Source organism: Asticcacaulis sp. AC466, assembly GCF_000495815.1.
Lineage (GTDB): Bacteria > Pseudomonadota > Alphaproteobacteria > Caulobacterales > Caulobacteraceae > Asticcacaulis.
This window is the reverse complement of the sequence record NZ_AWGE01000001.1, coordinates 447958-467516: the sequence shown is the minus strand read 5'-3', so window position 1 is coordinate 467516 and position 19559 is coordinate 447958. Positions and strand designations below refer to the sequence as shown.

At 58.9% G+C, this 19559-nt stretch carries 16 protein-coding genes; 3 read left to right on the top strand and 13 right to left on the bottom strand.

Annotated features, from left to right (window positions below; translation table 11 throughout):
• Positions 1–20 precede the first annotated feature (20 nt).
• The 3 genes from AEAC466_RS43545 to AEAC466_RS25175 all read right to left on the bottom strand — a co-directional run bounded on the left by AEAC466_RS43545 (position 21) and on the right by AEAC466_RS25175 (position 3389).
• On the bottom strand, positions 21–521 hold the full coding sequence (locus tag AEAC466_RS43545) for a DUF4262 domain-containing protein (protein ID WP_023456483.1): 501 nt from the start codon (positions 519–521) through the stop codon (positions 21–23).
• An 86-nt stretch (positions 522–607) separates the two neighbouring features.
• The gene (gene flhA / locus AEAC466_RS25180) at positions 608–2695 is read right to left on the bottom strand and encodes a flagellar biosynthesis protein FlhA (protein ID WP_023456482.1); all 2088 of its coding nucleotides are present in this window, start codon (positions 2693–2695) and stop codon (positions 608–610) included.
• Positions 2696–2906: 211 nt separating this feature from the next.
• Complete coding sequence (locus tag AEAC466_RS25175) at positions 2907–3389, bottom strand: methylated-DNA--[protein]-cysteine S-methyltransferase (protein ID WP_023456481.1); 483 nt, start codon at positions 3387–3389, stop codon at positions 2907–2909.
• Between the two features lie 159 nt (positions 3390–3548).
• Here AEAC466_RS25175 and AEAC466_RS0121900 point away from each other — a divergent pair, with 159 nt between their 5' ends.
• A complete protein-coding gene (locus AEAC466_RS0121900) occupies positions 3549–3926 on the top strand; it encodes a ribosomal maturation YjgA family protein (protein ID WP_031238085.1) in 378 nt (125 codons plus the stop codon).
• 11 nt (positions 3927–3937) lie between these two features.
• Here the strand turns inward: AEAC466_RS0121900 and flbD are convergent, their stop codons facing one another.
• The 9 genes from flbD to AEAC466_RS25130 all read right to left on the bottom strand — a co-directional run bounded on the left by flbD (position 3938) and on the right by AEAC466_RS25130 (position 13756).
• The gene (flbD, locus tag AEAC466_RS25170) at positions 3938–5308 is read right to left on the bottom strand and encodes a sigma-54-dependent transcriptional regulator FlbD (protein WP_023456479.1); all 1371 of its coding nucleotides are present in this window, start codon (positions 5306–5308) and stop codon (positions 3938–3940) included.
• 3 nt (positions 5309–5311) lie between these two features.
• On the bottom strand, positions 5312–5635 hold the full coding sequence (gene fliN / locus AEAC466_RS25165; RefSeq protein WP_023456478.1) for a flagellar motor switch protein FliN: 324 nt from the start codon (positions 5633–5635) through the stop codon (positions 5312–5314).
• A 12-nt stretch (positions 5636–5647) separates the two neighbouring features.
• Positions 5648–6295 (bottom strand): hypothetical protein, encoded by a 648-nt coding sequence (locus AEAC466_RS25160; RefSeq protein WP_023456477.1) that lies wholly within the window; start codon positions 6293–6295, stop codon positions 5648–5650.
• A 78-nt stretch (positions 6296–6373) separates the two neighbouring features.
• Entirely contained in the window at positions 6374–7396 is a 1023-nt protein-coding gene (gene fliG / locus AEAC466_RS25155; protein ID WP_023456476.1) for a flagellar motor switch protein FliG, read from the bottom strand.
• Between the two features lie 11 nt (positions 7397–7407).
• Positions 7408–9096, bottom strand: coding sequence for a flagellar basal-body MS-ring/collar protein FliF (gene fliF / locus AEAC466_RS25150; protein ID WP_023456475.1), 1689 nt, complete (start codon positions 9094–9096; stop codon positions 7408–7410).
• A 324-nt stretch (positions 9097–9420) separates the two neighbouring features.
• Complete coding sequence (gene sciP, locus AEAC466_RS25145) at positions 9421–9702, bottom strand: CtrA inhibitor SciP (RefSeq protein ID WP_023456474.1); 282 nt, start codon at positions 9700–9702, stop codon at positions 9421–9423.
• 236 nt (positions 9703–9938) lie between these two features.
• Positions 9939–11357 carry a flagellar hook protein FlgE gene (locus AEAC466_RS25140; RefSeq protein ID WP_023456473.1) on the bottom strand — a complete coding sequence of 473 codons (1419 nt, stop codon included), beginning with the start codon at positions 11355–11357 and terminating at the stop codon, positions 9939–9941.
• 26 nt (positions 11358–11383) lie between these two features.
• On the bottom strand, positions 11384–12043 hold the full coding sequence (locus tag AEAC466_RS25135; RefSeq protein ID WP_023456472.1) for a flagellar hook assembly protein FlgD: 660 nt from the start codon (positions 12041–12043) through the stop codon (positions 11384–11386).
• Positions 12044–12052: 9 nt separating this feature from the next.
• Positions 12053–13756 (bottom strand): flagellar hook-length control protein FliK, encoded by a 1704-nt coding sequence (locus AEAC466_RS25130; RefSeq protein WP_081714499.1) that lies wholly within the window; start codon positions 13754–13756, stop codon positions 12053–12055.
• Between the two features lie 552 nt (positions 13757–14308).
• On the opposite strand from AEAC466_RS25130, the gene flgK reads away from it, so the two are divergent.
• Together flgK and AEAC466_RS25120 are read left to right on the top strand one after the other, a co-directional pair.
• Positions 14309–16444, top strand: a complete 2136-nt coding sequence (gene flgK / locus AEAC466_RS25125) for a flagellar hook-associated protein FlgK (protein WP_023456469.1) — start codon at positions 14309–14311, stop codon at positions 16442–16444.
• Positions 16445–16449: 5 nt separating this feature from the next.
• On the top strand, positions 16450–17373 hold the full coding sequence (locus tag AEAC466_RS25120) for a flagellin (RefSeq protein ID WP_023456468.1): 924 nt from the start codon (positions 16450–16452) through the stop codon (positions 17371–17373).
• A 26-nt stretch (positions 17374–17399) separates the two neighbouring features.
• Here AEAC466_RS25120 and AEAC466_RS25115 read toward each other — a convergent pair whose 3' ends face one another.
• Complete coding sequence (locus AEAC466_RS25115; protein ID WP_235074120.1) at positions 17400–19514, bottom strand: AsmA family protein; 2115 nt, start codon at positions 19512–19514, stop codon at positions 17400–17402.
• Between the last annotated feature and the right edge of the window lie 45 nt (positions 19515–19559).

Here is a 19559-nt window from a genome sequence, read left to right as displayed (position 1 = left end):
GGTTCTGTCGGTAGGTATGGTTAAAGGACCCGCCCGCTCCACCCGCCTTCGGACAGATCGGCCTGCGTCTCGCTATCGTCATAGCCGCCTTCCCAGGGAAAATGTCCGTCACCGTCCGGTAGCACCATTTGCCAGCAATCGAAGTCGTCACCCGCATAAAACCAGCGCGCCCAACCAAGCTGGCTTTCGAAATGGCGCTTGGCGACCGGCTGGAAAACGACGCGACAATCGTGCAGGAAGTCGCCATATGGCACGCCAATCTTGTAGCGCTTTCCCGACCCCATCAGCCGCCAGGCATCGCGCAGCACAACGCGTGCCGTGCCGGCATCAAGCCCGGTAATGGCGATTTCCGGCACGCCCAAGGCACGCTGGAACCCAATGGAATAGCTACAGTCGTGATCATCATGGCCTGTCCAGCCATGGGCGCGGATGGCGCCGACAAAATCACGCGCCGCCGGGGTGAATTCCCGGTCATCGGCATCGAGCGCCGTCCATATCACAGGCTTGGAATTGGAAGTCATGAATGGGCCGCCATATCTTGAACTGGTCGTAGCCCCCCGATGTAAAGCCGGTGACAACATCGTTCAAGCCTGAACCATCAGGCCTACTATACCTGTCCAACCGTCTTCAGCTTCACCTTCGGATGGATTTCGTTCTGGCTCATCACCACCGTATTGGCCCGGAACCGTTCCACGATGGAGCGGACAAAAGGCCGGATCGTCGGTGATGTCAGGAGCACGGCGACTTCGCCGCTCATCGACACCCGTTCGAACGTGTCGCGCACAGCGCGGATAAAGTCCTGAAGCGCGGATGGCGCCATGGTCAGTTGGCGATCCTCACCCTGACCGACCAGGGACGACGAAAAGGCGTTTTCCCAATCGTGCGACAGGGTAACGATGGGCAGGGACCCGTCGTCGGAGCGATTGGCCCAGCACAGTTGCCGCGCCAGACGCGAACGGACATGTTCGACCATCTGTGTAATCGACTTGGTATGCGATGCCGCCTCCCCCAGGGCTTCCAGAATGGCCGGCAGATCGCGGATCGACACGCGCTCCTTGAGCAGGGCTTGGAGGACCCGTTGCAGGGTGGCTGTTGACACCACGCCGGGGATAAGGTCTTCGACCAGCTTCTTTTCGTCCGCAGGCAAGTCGCGCAGCAGCTTCGTCAGCTCCGCATAGGACAACAGGTCGGCCATGTTGTCCTTGAGAATTTCGGTCAGGTGGGTGGTGATCACTGTGGCCGGATCGACAATCGTGTAGCCGAGGAAGGTGGCTTCTTCGCGCAGCGCACCGTCGATCCACGTCGCGGGCAGGCCGAAAGCAGGCTCCTTCATATGCTCGCCCGGCAATTCGACCTGACGCCCGCTTGGGTCCATGGCCATGAGCGAGCCGATACGCACTTCGCCCGTACCCGCTTCCATTTCCTTGATACGTACTGTGTAGCCCTGGTTAGCCAGGCGCATATTGTCGAGAATGCGCACGGACGGCATGACGAAGCCGTATTCCTGCGCCAAGGTGCGGCGCAGCGCCTTGATCTGGTCGGTCAGCTTGCGGCCGTCGAGATCGTTGATAAGACCGAGCAGGCCAAGGCCCAACTCGATTTTCACGTCGTCTATGGCCAGGGCCGCCGAAATCGGCTCTTCTTCCGGAGGGGCGGCACTCTGGGCCGCGGCGGCGAGTTCCGCCTTGGTCGGCGGTGGCAGCTTTCGGCCAATCTTCCAGGCCAGCGCTCCGGTGCCCAGCGCGATGGCGCCGAAAAACAGGATCGGCATGCCGGGGATAAGGCCCATGACGCCCGATGCGGCCGACACGACGCCCAAAGCCACTGGATTAGTGGCCAGTTGCAGGACGATGGCCTTGTCGGCCGATCCATCGACGCCCGCCTTGGACACCAGGAAGCCGGCGGCGATCGAGATGATCAGGGCTGGAATCTGCGTCACCAGACCATCGCCGATGGTCAGCAGCATGTAGGTCTTGGCGGCTTCGCCCGCATCCATGCCATGTTGCAGGATACCGATCAGGATACCGCCGACAATGTTCACCAGGGTAATGACGATACCGGCGATGGCGTCGCCGCGCACGAATTTCGACGCACCGTCCATGGCGCCAAAGAAGCCGGATTCCTGTTCGACCTCCTTGCGCCGTAGCTTGGCTTCTTCTTGGTCGATCAGGCCCGACGACAGGTCAGCATCGATGGCCATCTGCTTGCCAGGCATCGAGTCCAGGGTGAACCGCGCCGCGACTTCGGCGATACGACCCGAGCCCTTGGTGATGACCACGAAATTGACGAGGACCAGGATGGCGAACAGGATCGCTCCGATAATGAAATTACCCTGGGTCATCAACATGCCGAAGGCATGGATGACCGCGCCCGCCGCCTCGCCCCCATCCTGGCCATGGGTCAGGATGATGCGCATCGAGGTGATGTTAAGCGCCAGTCGGAACAGGGTCGTTACCAGAAGCACCGTCGGGAAGGACGAAAATTCCAGCGGCTTCTTGATGAACAGGCCTGTCATCAGGATCAGAATGGCCGAGGTGATCGACAGGGACAACAGGATGTCGAGGACGAAACTCGGCATCGGCACGATCAGGATCACGATGATCGAGATCACGCCGACCGCCATGATGACTTCGCCGCGCTTTAGCCAGCCGCCGATTTCGGAGGCCTTGAAAGGTATCGTCGCAGCATTAGCCAAAAGCGGTCTCCGGGCACTTGGATTGGGCGCGTAATCTGTCAGACAGCGGCGGGCCGCTCCTTCGGATTGCGCTTACGCCCGGTGTCCGGACTAGGCAAAAATTACCCGATCCATGGTGAACAAGTCGTTAAGGCGGGTCTTAAAGCGCTTTCCGAAAAGTGTAATGCACTTTTCGGATCAAAAAGCGCGTAAAAACAAAGAAGTAGACCGGCTAAACCGCGCCTTCCAAACGCAGCAGATAGGCCTTTGTTTCCAGTCCGCCCGCAAAGCCAGTCAGGTGTCCCGACGCACCTATAACGCGGTGGCAGGGCGCGATAATTGAGATCGGGTTTTTGCCATTGGCCGCACCGACCGCCCGGCTGGCCGACGGCTTGCCCAGTTGCGCCGCCAACTGACCATAGCTGCGTGTCTCGCCGAACGGAATGGTAAGCAAGGCCCGCCACACCGATGTCTGGAAGGCTGTGCCCGCGAAATCGAGCGGCACGGAAAAGACGGTCCGGCGTCCGGAAAAATAGTCGGCCAGTTCGCGCTCCGCGTGGACGAGGATCGGATGATCCACCGCCTCAGTCACATCGCCCAAGGGCACACGGCGCGGAGAATCGTCAGGCCACAGGACCGCAGCCAGACCTTTGGGACTGGCGACCAGTTTGAGGCGCCCGACGGGCGTATCCATCCATTTGAAGACGTGCGACATGTCCGGTTTTTTAACGCACCCGGTGGTGAAAGGGATACTTTTTTTCGTCTGACGCATAATCAAAGACTGGCCGCATCAAAACCTGGCCGCATCAAAACCTGGCCGCGCTTTTCGCCGCACGGGGCTCGCCTCCGCCGCCCGTGCGCGGTAAATCAGGCCATGCTCAGATTTCATCCCGGATATGCCGGCGCGGCGGTGGCCGTTTTCCTCATCGAGGTATTGATCGCCGTTTTCGTGCATGATGGCCTGGTGCGTCCGTATATCGGCGATAGCCTGGTCGTCGCGCTGATCTACCTGACAGTCCGGGCAATCACGCCGATGCCGGTCATCCCTGCCGTTGCTCTGACCCTGATTATCGCCGTGGCGGTGGAAATCGGCCAGTTTTACAACCTGGTCGGCATGTTGGGCTTGGATGACAATGCCCTGGCCCGCGTGGTACTTGGCACGGGCTTCGATCCCAAAGACTTTGTCGCCTATGGCGCCGGCGGGCTCGGCGTGGTGATCGCCGAATCCGCCCGCAAATCGCGATTTATATAATAGGTTTAAACTTAAGCGGCACTGGCGCCCGATTGCGGCGCTGGCACAGATACGCCAGCCGCCGAGTATTCATTCAGCTTGTTACGCAGCGTGCGAATCGAGATCCCGAGAATATTGGCGGCATGGGTCCGATTGCCGAAACAATGGCTCAAAGTATCCAGTATCAACTTCTGTTCGACTTCCGCAACCGTAGACCCCACAAAGGATCGCGCTGCCGATTCCGCCGCCAGCGCAACCCGGCCGACGTAATCGGAGCCAATAGGCGCGACCGGATTCAGCGGCTGACCGTCCGGCAAACGGATGGCTTCGGCGTCGATTTCCGTACCAACGGACAATAGAACGGCGCGATGCATGGCGTTTTCCAGCTCACGCACATTGCCCGGCCACGGATGGGCCTGCAACCGACGCTTGGCCTCCAGCGAGATCGGCTTGAGCGGAATGGCATTAGCTTCCGAATACTTCTTGGCGAAATATTCCGATAGGGCCAGAATATCAGCCGGGCGCTCCCGCAGCGGCGGAAGGGCCAGATTAATGACGTTGAGGCGGTAAAGCAGGTCTTCGCGGAACGCGCCTTCCTTGACGGCCTGGGCCAGATTGCGGTTCGACGTCGCCAGGATGCGGATATTGACCGGCACCGGACGCGCCCCGCCAACGCGGTCGATCACCCGTTCCTGGAGCGCGCGCAGAAGCTTTGCCTGTAGCCGCGTATCCATTTCGGAGATTTCGTCGAGCAGCAATGTGCCGCCGTCGGCCTCTTCAAACTTTCCGATCCGCCGCGCCATGGCGCCGGTAAAGGCGCCCTTTTCGTGCCCGAACAGCTCCGATTCCAAAAGATTGTCCGGAATAGCGGCGCAGTTGACAGAAATGAACGGCCGCGACGATCGCTTCGACTTTTCGTGCAGGTAGCGCGCCATGACTTCCTTACCGACGCCGCTTTCCCCGGTGATGAGGATCGACGCATCCGAAGCAGCGACCTGATCGGCCAGCTTTATCACCGCCTGCATCGACGGATCGTTGGTGACCAGCGGGCGGGAATCGTCGGAAACGGCGGCGAGGACGGCTGCGATCAGTTCGGCATCGGGCGGCAGGGGAATAAATTCCTTGGCGCCCTGCGAAATGGCGTAGGCCGCCTTGCGCGGGTCGGGATTGACGCCGCAGGCCACGACCGTAACGAAGATGTGTTCACGTTCGTTCGCCTCGATCAACGTCTTGATGTCGAGTTCATAATCGACCATCAACAGATCCGCGCCCTGCCCTTTTCGCAGGGCTTCCGTCGCCTGAGTGGGGGTTTCGACGTGCGCCACCTTAGCGCCGGTTTCCATGGCCATCTTGACCGCGGCCGAGAGCTGGCCGCTCAGTTTTCCAACAACGAGAAGTCTCATGGCTTAGTTACCCGCATCTTCCGATTTAATAATTTCCGTCATGGTTACGCCCAGGCGGTCGTCGACCACGACCACTTCACCGCGCGCGACCAAGCGGTTGTTTACGTAAATATCGATCGCCTCACCGACCTTGCGGTCAAGTTCCAGCACGCTGCCCTGCCCCAGTTTCAGCAACTGCGACACCGACATGTAGGACTTGCCCAGCACGGCCGAGATGTTGACCGGCACGTCAAAGACGGGCGCCAGATCGGCGGCAGACTTTTCGCCTTCTTCATCGGCAGCCGGACCAGTACCGTCGCCAAAATCTTCCAGACCTAAATCGGCCATGGCTGTTATTCCTTACTCATGCGCGGCTTGCGCGCGGGATTGGTGATAGGACTCGGCATCCAGGGCTTCGTTGAGTGCGCGTTCGAGGACCTCGAATACGGATTTCGGATTGTATTCGGCGCGGCCGTCGCTCCACACCACCTCGAACGCACCTTTGGGCAGGGTGGGGTTGTCGCGGAACTGCACGCCGTTCTGATAACCCGCCATCATAGCGGCTTCCTCGGCGGCGACCTTCACCTCGTCGGAGGCGTTGTTGGTAAACAGCACCAGGCGCGTCGCCGGCTCTATTTCCTGGCCCAAGGCGTCGAGCGCCGCCTTGAGGGGGGCGCCGGGAAAACGATCGAGCGCCTCGGCCGCGATTTTCTGCGCGCAGACAAGGGCCAGACGCACCGCAGCCGCCTTATGTTCGCGAATGACTTCGGTCAGCCCGCCCAATCCCTGCTGCGCCGCGTCGGAAAAGGTTTGCAAAGCAGCCGCCTGAGCCATCTGGGCCCGTGCTGTCGCCGAGCTTTCACCGGCGGCATAGGCTGTCCTGCGGACATCCTCAACCTCTTCAGGCGTGAAGAACTTCTTGGGTGGCGGGGCCGCGCGCGCCACAACGTCACCGCTGTCGCCGAAAACGGTGCCGAACTCGAATTTTTTGTGAACGGGAAAGGTCATGCGCCCCTTCCTATTATCCACTCTCGCGCAACAACTGCCGCGACGAAGGGGTTAGGGTAGAGGCGATGTAAACACAGATTAATAAATAAGTTCATCATCCCCTCCCTGACCGGCCAGCATGATTTCACCCTTGGCGGCAAGGTCCTTGGCGACCTGAACCATAGCCATCTGCGCCGAGTCGACGTCCTTCAGGCGTACAGGCCCCATGCTTTCCATATCGTCGCGCATGATCTTGGCGGCGCGTTCGGACATGTTGGACATGAACATATCGCGCAGACTGTCCGAGGCCCCTTTCAGCGCCAGCCCCAACTGATCCTTTTCGACAGCACGCAGCAGGGTCTGAACCCCGCCGGGATCGAGTTTCGATAGATCTTCGAAGACGAACATGAGCGCCCGAATGCGTTCGGCGGATTCGCGGTTGCGTTCTTCCAGGGCGGCCACAAAGCGGCTTTCGGTCTGACGATCGAAATTGTTGAAGATTTCCGCCATCAATTCGTGACTGTCGCGCTTCGACGTCCGCGCCAGGTTGGACATGAATTCGACGCGCAATGTCTGCTCGATCTTGTCGAGGATTTCGCGCTGCACCGGCTCCATGCGCAACATCCGCTGCACGCATTCGAGCGCGAAATCTTCAGGCAGGGATGACAGCACGCGGGCAGCGTGATCGGCCTTGATCTTGGACAGCACGACCGCAACGGTTTGCGGATATTCGTTCTTGAGATAGTTAGCCAGCACAGCTTCGTTGACGTTGCCGAGCTTGTCCCACATGGTCCGGCCAGCCGGGCCCCGGATTTCTTCCATCAGGGATTCGACTTTTTCCGGCGGCAGGAAGTTGCCGAGCAAGCGCTGCGTCTGCTCGAACGACCCCATGATGGTGCCGGAATTGCTCATGCCCGAGACGAATTCGACCAGCAGGTCTTCGACCACATGGGAGGCTACCGTGCCGAGCGATGACATAGCCTGAGAGATTTCCTTGATCTCTTCCTCGTCGAGCGCCTGCCAGAGCTGGAGGTGGTCCTCCCCCAACGCCAACAGGACGACGGCCGCCTTTTCCACACCGGAAAGACGCTTGGGGTCATCAATGGCATTTTTACGGCTCATATGACCGGCCCCTAACTATCGTGCAGCCAGGACCGCAGGATCGATACCGATTCCTCCGGGTGGCGATCAACGAATTCAGAAACCTTCTTGACCGAGGATGCCTTTACCTGTCCTTCGATGCGCGCGATGTCGATACTGCTGTTTTCGGCGGCGACGGGCACCATCCCACCGGGTCCCGGCTTGAAGTCCAGCGCGCCGCCGGATTGGCCCGGGATACCCGGTCCATGTTCTGCGCCAGCCATGGCTATGCCGCCAGGCCCCGCCAGCGCACCGCCGCCATTGGCGGCGGCCAGGTAGGTGGCCGGAGAGGAGCCGATATATTTGAGCAACGGGCGGGCAACCAGGAAGATGGTCAGCAAGGCCACAATAAACAACACGGCAACCTCGGCGGCCCGCATGATGTCATTCTTGTCGAAATCGAACATCGACTTCTTGGCCAGTGTGCCAGCGCCGCTGTCTATTTCCCCGTGATTGAAACGCAGGTTGGTCACCACGATCTGGTCACCGCGATTGGCATCGATGCCCACGGCGTTGCGTACCAGCTCTTCGATTTTTTTCATGTCTTCCGGCGACCGTGCAGCGTAGGCCGGCGGCGCCTTGCCGTCCTTGGACGGAGTCAGAGTGCCATCAACGACGACGGCGACGGCCAGCTTTTTGATGTCCCCTGGCGCTTTGACAGATGTCGTCTTTGTGGTCGAAATTTCGTAGTTGGTAAGCTCGGACGTCGTGCCGCTCTCATTCGTCGAAGTCGAGCCGCCCGGCGTTTGCTGACCACCGGGAATGTTCGCCGAAGCCGTTACGGCGCCGTTGGAGTTGGGGTCCGCCGTCTTGTCCTTCGACTCTTCGGTCCGTGTCGAGCGGACAACCTGTCCATCCGGATTATATTCGACCTGCTCCTTGGTCGTAGAGGTCTGATCGAGATCCGCCGTTACCGTAACCCGCGCGGCGCCAGGGCCGACAACGCCCTCGACAATGTCGGTGATGCGCTTACGGTACGAATCCTCGATTTGGCTCTTCCGCATCGCCCCCATGCCACCCAGGCTGTCCTCGCCTTCGCCGCCCGCCGCCAAAAGATGGTTGCGATCATCGACCAGGGTGACGTTTTCGGGCTTCAGATTGGGCACCGCACCCGCTACCAGATTACGGATGGCTCGGACCTGATCAGCCCCAAGGTCGGCACCCGACAGGCCAACAACGACCGAGGCCGTCGGAGACTGCGCCACTTCGCTGAACAGTTCACGGTTGGGCATAACCAGATGGACGCGCGTCGAGGAAATACCCTTCAGCGTCGTGATAGTGCGGGCCAGTTCGCCTTCCAGGGCGCGCTTGTTATTGAGGTTCTGCACAGCCTCGGTCTGACCGAGTGCCGGCGCATTGTCGAAGATTTCATATCCGACCGAAGCCGCCGTCGGCAGCCCCTTGCCTGCCAGAAGCATCCGCGCCCGTGCGACTTCGTCGCGATTGACCATGATGGTCGACCCATCGCCCTGGGCGGTGTATTTGATACCCGCCTGATCCAGATTGGTGGTGATCTGGGAGGCTTCTTTCAGATCGAGGTTGGAATAGAGCAGCGCCTGGGGTTGCGCGGTCAAGTGCAGAAAGATGGCGGCCAGAACAGCCGCAGCCCCACCCGCCGCGCCGAGGATCGCCGTCAGCCGTCCGACACCGAACCTCTGTAAGCCTGCGAAAAACGAATCCACGCGTTATACGCCCCATCACCATTATGGCAGGCGTCACAAACACACGCTGCCTTAGAACTAGGCAGTAATTTCCCAGTGCTGGGTTAATTGCGGGTTAATTGGTGGCGTTAATTTTATGAATTTAATCAGGCGCGTGGACAAAAACGCTTGATTGGCTTGGGTTTGACGTTACCACAAATCGTTAAGATTTACAAATATAGCCCGCTTAGCGTTGCCCAGATCCAGCTCGGTGCGACCGCGCCGCGCTTGGGCAACAACCTGATAAGATGACAGCCACGCGCGGAGTCCACGCGTGGCTGCTAAATCTCTTATATACCGCCTGATTTAACGGTAGCTCTGGATTCGGGTCGTACGCAGACCGGCCATGCCATGATTTTCAATGGCCTTTTGCCAACCCAGGAACTCTTCCGAGGTAATATTATAGCGTTCGCACGCCTCATCGAAGGTCAGCAGACCGCCACGAACGGCAGCCACGACTTCAGCCTTGCGGCGGATCACCCAACGTTCCGTGCCGGCGGGCGGCAGGTCGGCTAGAGTCAATTTTGCCCCGGTAGGACCAATCACGTATTTTTCGCCTTTGTTATCGCGGCGTTGCTCTTGAAGCATGGCGTTTTGCCTTTGTTACCATCACATGAGAGCAATCTACACGACCTCCTTAAACATCCGCTTAATCGCCATAGTAAATATGGCGTAAATTTATCGGAAAGATATCGTTAATACTCTGTTTATTATGCGTTAAGATAACAGCTTCTAGTTCAACACCTATTAGTATTTGAGATTACATGCCAGTATAGATTGGAACAAGGTAATAAAGACTTGCTTAATTACCCTGATTGACGTGTCTAGCGCTTGATGCTGAGCAGTTCCTGCAGCATTTCATCTGCTGTGGTGACAATCTTCGACGCCGCCGAATAGGCGCGCTGGGTGGTGATCAGGCCTGTGAATTCCTGAGCGAGATCGACAGTCGAGGCTTCAAGTGTATTGGCTTCGATACTGCCGGACCCGCCGCTGCCCGGAGTCTTCAGCGAAAAGGCGCCGGAATCGGTCGACACCTGATAGGCATTGCCTGTGACCGATGTCAGGCCATTGGCATTGAGGAAGGTGGCGATGGCAACCTGGGCCAGGACACGCGTATTGCCATTGTTGTAAATGGCGGTGACCAGACCGTTCTTGCCAATTTCAACCTTGGACAGGGTGCCGAATTCGGTACCATTGGCCTTGATCGACGTCGTGGTAGAATCGCCCGTGGTCTGGGTAAGCAGGCTCGTCGAACTTGCCGGGGTTGTCTGGTTGAAGCCCATGCTGATCGTCTGCGCACCGGCGCCTACGCTGCTGTTCCAAGCTGGGGTGCCGACCGCCCCCGTGCTGCCCGACGCGGCGATGGTGTAACCGCTGAACAGCGGACCTGTCGAATCGGTGAAATTCATGTTGCCGTTCGAGTCGAAAAACAGGCTGCCGGTACCAATCTGGTGCAGATCGGGCGTACCGCCTGAAGTGACGTCGGGTGACGAAATTTCGTAGCTCCATTGCGTCTGACCAGCGACTGTGCTGGTCGGCATCCTGAGCAGCGAGATGGTGACGGAGTGTTCCTGCCCCAGCGAGTCAGAGATGGAGGCTGAAATGGTCGAATCCGGCTTCGTCGAGGTCAGGGGCGATGTGGCATAGGTCGACATCGGCGATGTGGCGGCATTGTAGGTGGCCGCTCCCGTCGAAACAGGCGTCGCGGCATTCAGATTGGCCTTGAACTGCATGGCCGTCGAGGCTTCGGGCTTACGGTTGACATTGGTCACATTAATTGGGGCGAGCAAATTAACGTCAGTGGCTGAGGTCGTGATATTGCCGCTGGTATCGGCAGGCCAGCCTTCCAGATAGAAGCCGCCGGCATTGACCAGATTGCCTTCGGTATCCGGCGTAAAGGAGCCGTCGCGCGAGAACAGAAGCGAACTGCCTGAGCTCAGCGTCTGCGTACCGTCCGATACGACGAAAAATCCCTGTCCGTCGATGCCGAGTGAATAGCCTGCGGTATTGCTGTTCAGTTCACCTTGATTGGTGACGGCCTGGCGGTTGACGGCGACGACGCCGCCGGAGGAAAAGGCGTTCTTGTTCGAGCCGGTGCCCGACACCAGATCAGTGAAATTAGTCAGGACGCGCTTGAAACCGGCCGTGTTCGAATTGGCGATATTGTTGGAAATCGTGGCCAGCGCGGTTGCGTTGGCGGCAAGGGCGGTAACGCCCGACTGCATGGCGGCATTGATACTCATGGATTAAGCTCCGGTAAGCGGGGAAATCAGGAAACGCTGGTGATGCTAGTCAGGGGGACGGACGTGTTGCCAATTTTAAGCAAAATCGTTCCGTCGGCATTGGCCGCTGAATTGACGACGCCCTTGATGCCAACGGCTGCATCGACCGTCCCGGCGGTATTCGTGGCCGTGACCGACAAGGTATAGACGCCATCCTTCACCGCCTGGCCGGCGGTGTTCTTGCCATCCCAAGAGAAATCGTGAACGCCGGACGCCAGTTGCGAGCTGTCGGCGTTGCCTTTCCAAACGACATTGCCATCGGAATCACTAATCGTCAGGCCCACCGTATTGGCGCTGGCGCCCAGGGCATATTGCCAGGATGCGCTGCCGTCCTTCAGCATGGCCTGATCTTGGTCGGCGACAACGGTCTTACCGATATAACCAACGGCCGCATTCATATTGCCCTGACTATTCTGGCTTGCGAGCGTGGCGAGATATCCATTGGACTTGATCTGCTGCTCGACCGACGAGTACTGGACCAGCTGATTGGTCCACTGCGTGGTGTCCATGGGCGACAGCGGATCCTGGTTTTTGATCTGGGCCGTGAGGAGGTTCAGGAAGGTGGTGTAATTACCCGCTAAGGATGATGTGTCCTTGGAAGTCGCCGCATTGGCGGCAGTCGGGGAGTTTGAAACGCCGGTGACCATGGTAAAGTCCTAGACGATAAGGTTAAGCGCAAGGCGCGAGGAAGTGAAACGGGACGGGTTTGCAAGGGCGGCATCGATAGACGCATCGGCATCCGCCGCATCGGCAACCTGACGGGCATTGGCCAGGGCGCGAGCGAGATGTTGCGCATTGGGTTGCTGACGGCCTTGCTGGTCGTTCAGCATAGCCTGCTGCTGCGCACCGGACCCATTTTGCTGCGAGCCGCCCTGAGACAGGCTGTCCTGAGAACGGTTTTCCGTATTGGTATGGGTAACAGCGGCCATTTCGACCGGCTTTACACGCGAGGAAAAGGTCAGAGCATCGTCAGCCAGTTGCAGACCGGTTTGCGTCAGTTGATGACGCAGATCCGCCTCGTGCTGGCTGAAGACTTCGGCGGTAACCGCTGTGTCAAAGCTGAGATGCGCCGTCATCTGGCCATCCTTGGCGATGGTCAGAGCGACATCGACACGGCCAAGATCCGCAGGGTGCAGTTCCATCGCGAACTTGGTGTTCCCTTCGCTTAGACGCTTGTTGATCTGCACGCTAAGGGCGTTCAGATTGTCGACGGCATTCTGCGACAGCAAAGACGCATTTGGATCAGCCTGGAGCGTTGCGTAGCCCGCCTGGCTGCTTGCCGGCGTGGCGGCTGTAAGGGAAAAACCGGATGCGACAGGTGCTGTATCTGCCTTGGGTATCGAGGCGCTCACGGCTTCCAGCGTACGGTTAGCCTTATCGGCCGGGCTCTTGTCGGAAACACCGCCGTCAATCAGACCGGCAAATCCAGCATTGTTCTTTTCGGGCGTGCTTGCGTTTTGGCCGGCGCTCACCAAAGGCAATTGGGGCGCGGGTGATTTCGCCCGGTCGGTTGTCGCTTCACCGAGTTTATCGCCTGTCTTATCGCCGACCTTATCGCCGACCTTATCGCCTGTCTTATTACCTGTCTTGGCACCGATCTTATCGTCCGTCTTGTCGCCCGTCGTGTCGACTTTGGGCGGCATTACGGCTGGGTTCGCGACTGAGGTTTGCGTTGGCGTGGCCACCACAATCACGCTGTCCGGCGTACCGGCGAGCGGTGGCTGCCCCACAGCGGCATCCGCTACCACGGCGATGCTTTTGCCGTCCTTGTCCGTCTTGGCCTTACCGTCTCGCTCAACTGGCTTGACGTCCGCCTCGCTCTCCGTCGGCGGCATTTGGCCGGCCATCAACGCGGCGGTGATGACGGGCGACACAAGTGGGGCAATCCCCTTGTCCGATGTGTCCGCCGTCGCCACGCTGGCGGCATTGCTGTTCGTCGCCACCGCGGGACGGCGGCTTACATCCTTGCCGGTATTCGCACTGCCCTTCAGATTACCGGCTTCGTTTGGATCGGCGGTTTCGTTTGGATCGGCGGTGGCGTTTGGATCGGCGGCGGTGGTCGCCACGTTCGATGCGCCGGATTCGGCAGCCGCCTGCAGTATCACGAGCGTCGATGCTGTCCGGACACCGGCTTCCGTCCCCGTCACGTCCGATGGATTCGGCGACGGCATTGCCCCTGACGGCTTCGCTTCGCCCGGTTTCGCATCGGTCTGATTTGCCGCGACATCATTTGCTGCGGCCATCATGGTTTCGAACGTCGAAGGCCCGGCCGTCGTATAACCAGCGTCGGGCGTTGCGCGCGGCTCCGCCACGGGCGCACTGGGCGCGGAGGCAGGTAGGGCTCTGGTGTCAAACGACATGGACTATCCGCGCAAAGCAGGCTGATCTGCCCGACGCCTATTGCGCCAGGCCGTATCCAACACAGTCAACGCATTTTGCGCATTCCATCGCAGAGCGTCTTGCAAATGGCGGGCCAGAAGTTAGTATATTGATATATTTATATTTATTGAAAAAAATCACGCCTCTGACGGCGACACTCCTGCCCAGTCTTATGGTCAAATTTGCCTATATCACCGGCTTTTTTGGCAGGGTGCGCCTCAAACGCGCCCCCGCCGGATACTGACCTGCAAAATTGACGACGACAGAGTCTTCCGATGGCGCTTAATGAACGCGCGCAACGCCTGCGCCTGCCCGGTATTAAGCTTCCGCGCCCGCGCGCGAACCTGTAGATGGCACGCGAATTGAAACTGTAAACGCGAACATGCCTCGCCTGAGTTTGGAAGAAAAATTAAGCGTATGAAAAGAATAGCTTTTTTAAAATCCAACCGTAACAATACCCGGTCAAAATTGCCGGGTCATATGCAGGCTTTGCCTAAGCGCAAGGGCATTTCGGGCCTTATTGAGGTTTTACCATGTCGCTGAATTCGATCATGAACATCGGCGTGTCGGGTCTGATGACGGCGCAGGACCAGTTGCGGATCGTTTCCGACAACATGGCCAACGTCAACACGCCGGGCTACATCCGCAAGGTATCGCAACAGCAGAGTCTTGTCACCGGCGGCGTCGGCATGGGCGTGACCTCTGGCAAGGTCACACTGGCTGCAGACCAGTTCCTGCAGGCGGCGGCGTTGAAGGCCACGTCCGCCTCCTCCCAATCGGAAGCGACCTACGAACTGCTCGACCAGATCCAGTCTCAGTTCGGCGACATAACCGATACCAACAACCTGTTCAATCAAGGCAGCGCCACCCTTTCCGCCTTCGCATCCCTGGGTGAGGATCCGACCTCGGCGGCCGGGCGGCAACAGGCGCTGAGTAATCTGTCGAGCTTCCTGTCGGAAGGCAACCGTATCTCAACCAAGATCCAGACCATACGGGGCGACGCCGATACACGTATCGGCACCGATGTCAGTTCGGTGAACGATCTACTGAAAAACATCAGCCAGCTGAATTCGACCATCTCCTCCACGACTGTCGTCGGTGGCGATGCGACCGGCGCCCAGACGACCCAGGCCAGCTATATCAGCCAGTTGTCGAAACTGCTGGACGTAAAGGTGAGCCAGAATGCCAATGGCGGCGTCACCTTGCGCACTCAGACCGGTATGCTTCTGACAGATGGCGGCGCCTACGCCACCTTGAGCTATACGCCGGCGGCCGGTGTCGATGCGACCACCAGTTTCGGCCCTATCACGGTCAACGGTATCAACGGAGAAACGCGTGACCTGGCCGATAATCTGAGCTCTGGTGAAATCAAAGGCCTGCTGGATATACGTGATAATACGGCGCCCGCCGTCAACAGCCAGCTCAACGAATATGTCAACCAGTTCGCTGCCCAGGTAAACGCAGCGCATAATGCCTCATCGTCGGCACCGGCCCCCGCCAGCCTGACCGGCAAAAATACCAGCCTGTCGGAACAGGAAGCCATAGCCGGCTTCACCGGTAAGACCACGATCACCACACTCAGTTCGACCGGCAACATTACCCACACACTGCAAATCGATTTCAGCACCAATCAGTACACCTATGACGGCGGCGCCGCTGCCGGCTTTGATCCCACCAACTTTGTCAATGACATCAATGGGGCGCTCGGCGGCGCCGCGACATTGAACTTTAGCAATGGCGCGATGTCAGTCACTGCGGCAGGTTCTGGCGGCAATGACGGCGTGGCCATAGTTGACGACGCCACAACGCCATCGAACAAGCAGGGCCAAGGGTTTTCACAGTTCTTCGGCCTGAACGACCTTGTAACATCCGACGTTCCGACCCGTTATAATACCGGCTTGGGCGGCAGCGACAACCATGGCTTCACAGCCGGAAGCGTCGTCAATTTCGCCGTGAAGTCCGGCGCGGGGTCCGCCTTGGCGACGGTGAATTTCCAGGTGCCCTCCGGCAGCACAATGCAGAACCTGCTCGACGGCCTCAACGACACCACCACCGGCATGGGCAAGTATGGCGTTTTCTCCCTGGATGCCAGTGGCACCTTGTCGTTCAGCGGTTACGGCAATCCCGCCACCACCTTGTCAGTGAGCGGCGATGATACCAAACGGTATGGAACGGGCGCCTCTCTAAGCCAATTCTTCGGTCTGAGCGATACGGCCGGCACCCTTGCCTCTCATCTCACGGTCGCACAGACGGTCCTGAACGATCCGAGCAAGTTGGCCCTGGCCCATGTCAACCTGTCCGCAGCAGGTGGCACGGGTGCGCTGAACAAGGCCGATGGTGCCGGTGGACTGTCTCTGGCGGCCGTCGCCAACACATCGGTAACTTTTAATAAGGCGGGGTTGAATTCCGGTGGAACATCGACGCTGCAAAGATATGGCTCGGACCTGGCTGGCCAGGTTGGCAATTTGGCCGCCACCGCGAAATCGTCCAAGGACAGCAATGCCGCCCTGCTCAGCGAAGCGTCAAACCGCCTGGATAGCGCACAAGGCGTTAATCTTGACGAGGAACTCGTCAATCTCACCACCTTTCAACAAGCATACAGCGCCTCCGGCCGTCTTATTCAGGCGGCCAAGGACATGTATGACACCCTTCTCAACATGGTTAAATAACCACCATGCGTATTTCCACCGCCGCAAGCTGGGCCAACGCCCTGAACAATCTGTCACTGGCGCAAGACCGCCAGGCCAGCGCCAACAATCAGTTGTCGACCCAGAAAATCTCCACCGATCTCATGGGATACGGACGGGGCTCCGAAGTCATCGCCTCCTACCAGTCGTCCTTATCGCGGACCAACAGCTACCTCGATGTGGCTCAGACCGTGTCTGATCGCCTGGGCAGCCAGGATGTCGCCATTACCACTCTGGGCGACTCCGTCACCGCTGCCAAGGATGGCATAATGAGCGCCCTGGCCAACGGTAGCGGTTCGACCGTGATGGTTGACCTTCAGGGCACCTTTTCCTCGGCGCTATCCGGCCTGAACTACCAGCACAACGGCCAGTACCTGTTCGCCGGCGGCAATGATGCGGTGCCCGTAAATGTCTCCACCATGTCCCAACTTGGCGCGGCGGCCTCAGCTACCAGCGTCTTCACCAACGGCACGATCAAAAAAAGCTCGCAGATAGACGCCAATACGACGCTCCAGACTGGTATGCTGGCTTCCGATCTCGGGACGCAGTTGATGGGCATCTATAAAGATATCCAGAACTACAACGACGATCCCACCACCGGACCGTTTGGCGAGCAGTTGACCGACGGCCAAAAAACGTTCCTGACGGCCAAGTCGCAAGAGTTCAACACGGTCTACAATCAGATACTGGAACAGGGCTCACTGAACGGCACTCTGCAAAAGCGGGTGGAGAACACCCAGGCCTCATTGAAGGGGCAGTCCGCGTCGCTTGAACAACTGGTCACCAACAAAACCTCGGCCGACCTGGCAAAGGCCTATACGGATCTACAACAGGCCCAGGTCGCGGTTCAGGCATCCGCACAAGTTTTGTCCAGTTTGAATACCAACAGTCTGCTCAACCTGCTCAGATAGGCCCTTTCGTTTTTTGGGACCTCTCTTTAATGGCGTGAGGCCGGACTGGTCTTGGCAGTGGGCGCGCCCTGCGCCTTGGCTTCCGACATCACAGCTATACAATTGGCATCCTTGGCGTAATCGATATTGATGAAGGGCAGAACGGTGTTAAAGGCGACTGCCAATCCGCCCTGCGCCAAGGCCGAATTGGGATCGATACCGAATTTTGGTGCTGACATGTGACCACCGATAACGATCGGCGCATTAATGCGCACCAAGCGGAATTTTTTCGGCTTGCCCTTCAAGATCAGCTTCACGCTTTCATCCTTGAGATTGACGCTGCCGCGTCCGTCGACCCGCACCACATCGGTGTCAAAAACGATATTCTGCGCTTGCATCATGCCATTCGCGATCTGAAAATCGGCCAGGGCACACCGTACGTCTGTTTCGTGGCGGTCCTTGGACAGAAGTAAAAACAGACCCTTGGTCGCGTTAATCCCCATCAGTTCAGCCAGGCTTTGGCGAATCTTACCGCCCGGCACCACCAGGGTGAAATCACCATTCGCCGTCGATGCCGCCGCGTGTACGGAATTGCCTGTACCCGTGACCCGCAAACGCGCATTCAACACACCTTCCAGCGGTTCGGAACCGCCAACGTTCGGGATGAAATCCTGAAGACGCGCACCCGTCAGCTTCATATCGACACTGTTTTTCTGCGTCGCCGCGCGCGCGTCGATGTGCGCAGTGCCTTGCAGGCGCCCTTGCGGGAAGCTGAAATCGATGGGATCAAGCACAAGAAGACCGTGGTCCAGATCGATGCCTAAACTCACCTGACGCAGTGGCATGTTGCGAATGGCCTTCACCGACATGGCGCGATAGTGCACTTTGGCGTCCATACCGCGCACCCGCTCAATGTCCAGTTTGGCATCGGGGAGCAGGCGCCGGCCTTTTGTCGCTTGCGGTGATACCGCCAATTCCGGCCGTTGCGGCCTATTGGCGGCGGTCGCCCCGAACAGCGAGCCCAGGTCCTTGATATCCAGCAGCCGCGACCGAAGGTCACCGGTCAGGTAAGGCCGTCCCTGATTGCGGGTATCAACCTTAAGCGCGCCTTCCAGGTCGCTACCGCCGATCCGGCCGCTGATGCGGTCGATCGCATAAATGCGGTCATTACGCGTCACCTGAGCAACCACCCGATACGCCGGGGTATCGGGCAGGGTCAGCCCCGTCAGGTAATAGAGATCAGCCAGGTTGCCGCCTTTCACCGATACGACACCATCGACCTGACCGAGGTTGAACGGATGGATGACGCGCCCCTTGGCCGTAAGCTCGGTGTCGCCCGCACGCACCTTCATGTCGAACGGGTAGGGTACGCTGGTGCGTACATTAAGCAGCGGCCCGCCGGTGGCATCCATCTGAAACACACGATCGTTCAGACTGCCTTCCCCTGTCAGACCGAAGGCCTGCCGACCGGATCCGGCCCGTTCATGGGCATAGATGCTGCCCTTGAACTTCAGCCCCCGTTGAAGACTGGTAATCGTCAGGTTGCCGTCGTTTATGATAAAATTCTTGATAGGCGGTAGCTTGGTCGGCTTCGCCTTGTCGGCACCATCGCTGAAATCCCAATTGGCGCGGCCATCCTTGTCCTGGAACATCAGAACGGTAGGCCGATCGATCTGAAGTCGCGTCAGGACAAGTCGTCCGATGAATATCGGCATCAGTTCCGCCGTTACGGCAATTGTGTCGATATCTGCCAGATTTTTGCCCTGAGTGCTGGCGCGCGCCCAGTCCGGCTGTCCGATTTTCAGGCCGCTAACCGTCGCGCTGGGTGTAAAGCTGAACAGGTGGACCCGCAAATGTCCGTCGATACGAACCGGACGGTGGAGGCGGCCCGAGGCAATCGACGCCACAGTCGGGCGCGCCCAGTCCCAGTTAGGCTGCGCCAGAAAAATGAGGATGGCACCGACTACCAACACAGCCAGGGCCAGGACGCCCTGCCCCCACGCCGGAAGACGACGCAAACCCGTCCACACACCCAGCGAAAAAGCTTTCAGCCCGTCACGGCCTCTACGCAGCCACAGCAGGATCTCCGCCTTGACGGAGGCGTCGGGCGTCGAGGTCGGCGGGGGCGCCGCCTCTTCCGCGCCGCCTTGGGATGGCTCCACGACCGGATCATCCTGGGCGGCGGGATCAGAGCTTGATTTTGCCTT

What these genes read in the sequence shown, in the direction of transcription:
- AEAC466_RS43545 (WP_023456483.1), bottom strand. Translation starts at nt 521, where the DNA reads ATGACTTCCAATTCCAAGCCTGTGATATGGACGGCGCTCGATGCCGAT.
- AEAC466_RS25175 (WP_023456481.1), bottom strand. Translation starts at nt 3,389, where the DNA reads ATGTCGCACGTCTTCAAATGGATGGATACGCCCGTCGGGCGCCTCAAA.
- AEAC466_RS0121900 (WP_031238085.1), top strand. Translation starts at nt 3,549, where the DNA reads ATGCTCAGATTTCATCCCGGATATGCCGGCGCGGCGGTGGCCGTTTTC.
- flbD (WP_023456479.1), bottom strand. Translation starts at nt 5,308, where the DNA reads ATGAGACTTCTCGTTGTTGGAAAACTGAGCGGCCAGCTCTCGGCCGCG.
- fliN (WP_023456478.1), bottom strand. Translation starts at nt 5,635, where the DNA reads ATGGCCGATTTAGGTCTGGAAGATTTTGGCGACGGTACTGGTCCGGCT.
- AEAC466_RS25160 (WP_023456477.1), bottom strand. Translation starts at nt 6,295, where the DNA reads ATGACCTTTCCCGTTCACAAAAAATTCGAGTTCGGCACCGTTTTCGGC.
- fliG (WP_023456476.1), bottom strand. Translation starts at nt 7,396, where the DNA reads ATGAGCCGTAAAAATGCCATTGATGACCCCAAGCGTCTTTCCGGTGTG.
- sciP (WP_023456474.1), bottom strand. Translation starts at nt 9,702, where the DNA reads ATGCTTCAAGAGCAACGCCGCGATAACAAAGGCGAAAAATACGTGATT.
- AEAC466_RS25140 (WP_023456473.1), bottom strand. Translation starts at nt 11,357, where the DNA reads ATGAGTATCAATGCCGCCATGCAGTCGGGCGTTACCGCCCTTGCCGCC.
- AEAC466_RS25135 (WP_023456472.1), bottom strand. Translation starts at nt 12,043, where the DNA reads ATGGTCACCGGCGTTTCAAACTCCCCGACTGCCGCCAATGCGGCGACT.
- AEAC466_RS25130 (WP_081714499.1), bottom strand. Translation starts at nt 13,756, where the DNA reads ATGTCGTTTGACACCAGAGCCCTACCTGCCTCCGCGCCCAGTGCGCCC.
- flgK (WP_023456469.1), top strand. Translation starts at nt 14,309, where the DNA reads ATGTCGCTGAATTCGATCATGAACATCGGCGTGTCGGGTCTGATGACG.
- AEAC466_RS25120 (WP_023456468.1), top strand. Translation starts at nt 16,450, where the DNA reads ATGCGTATTTCCACCGCCGCAAGCTGGGCCAACGCCCTGAACAATCTG.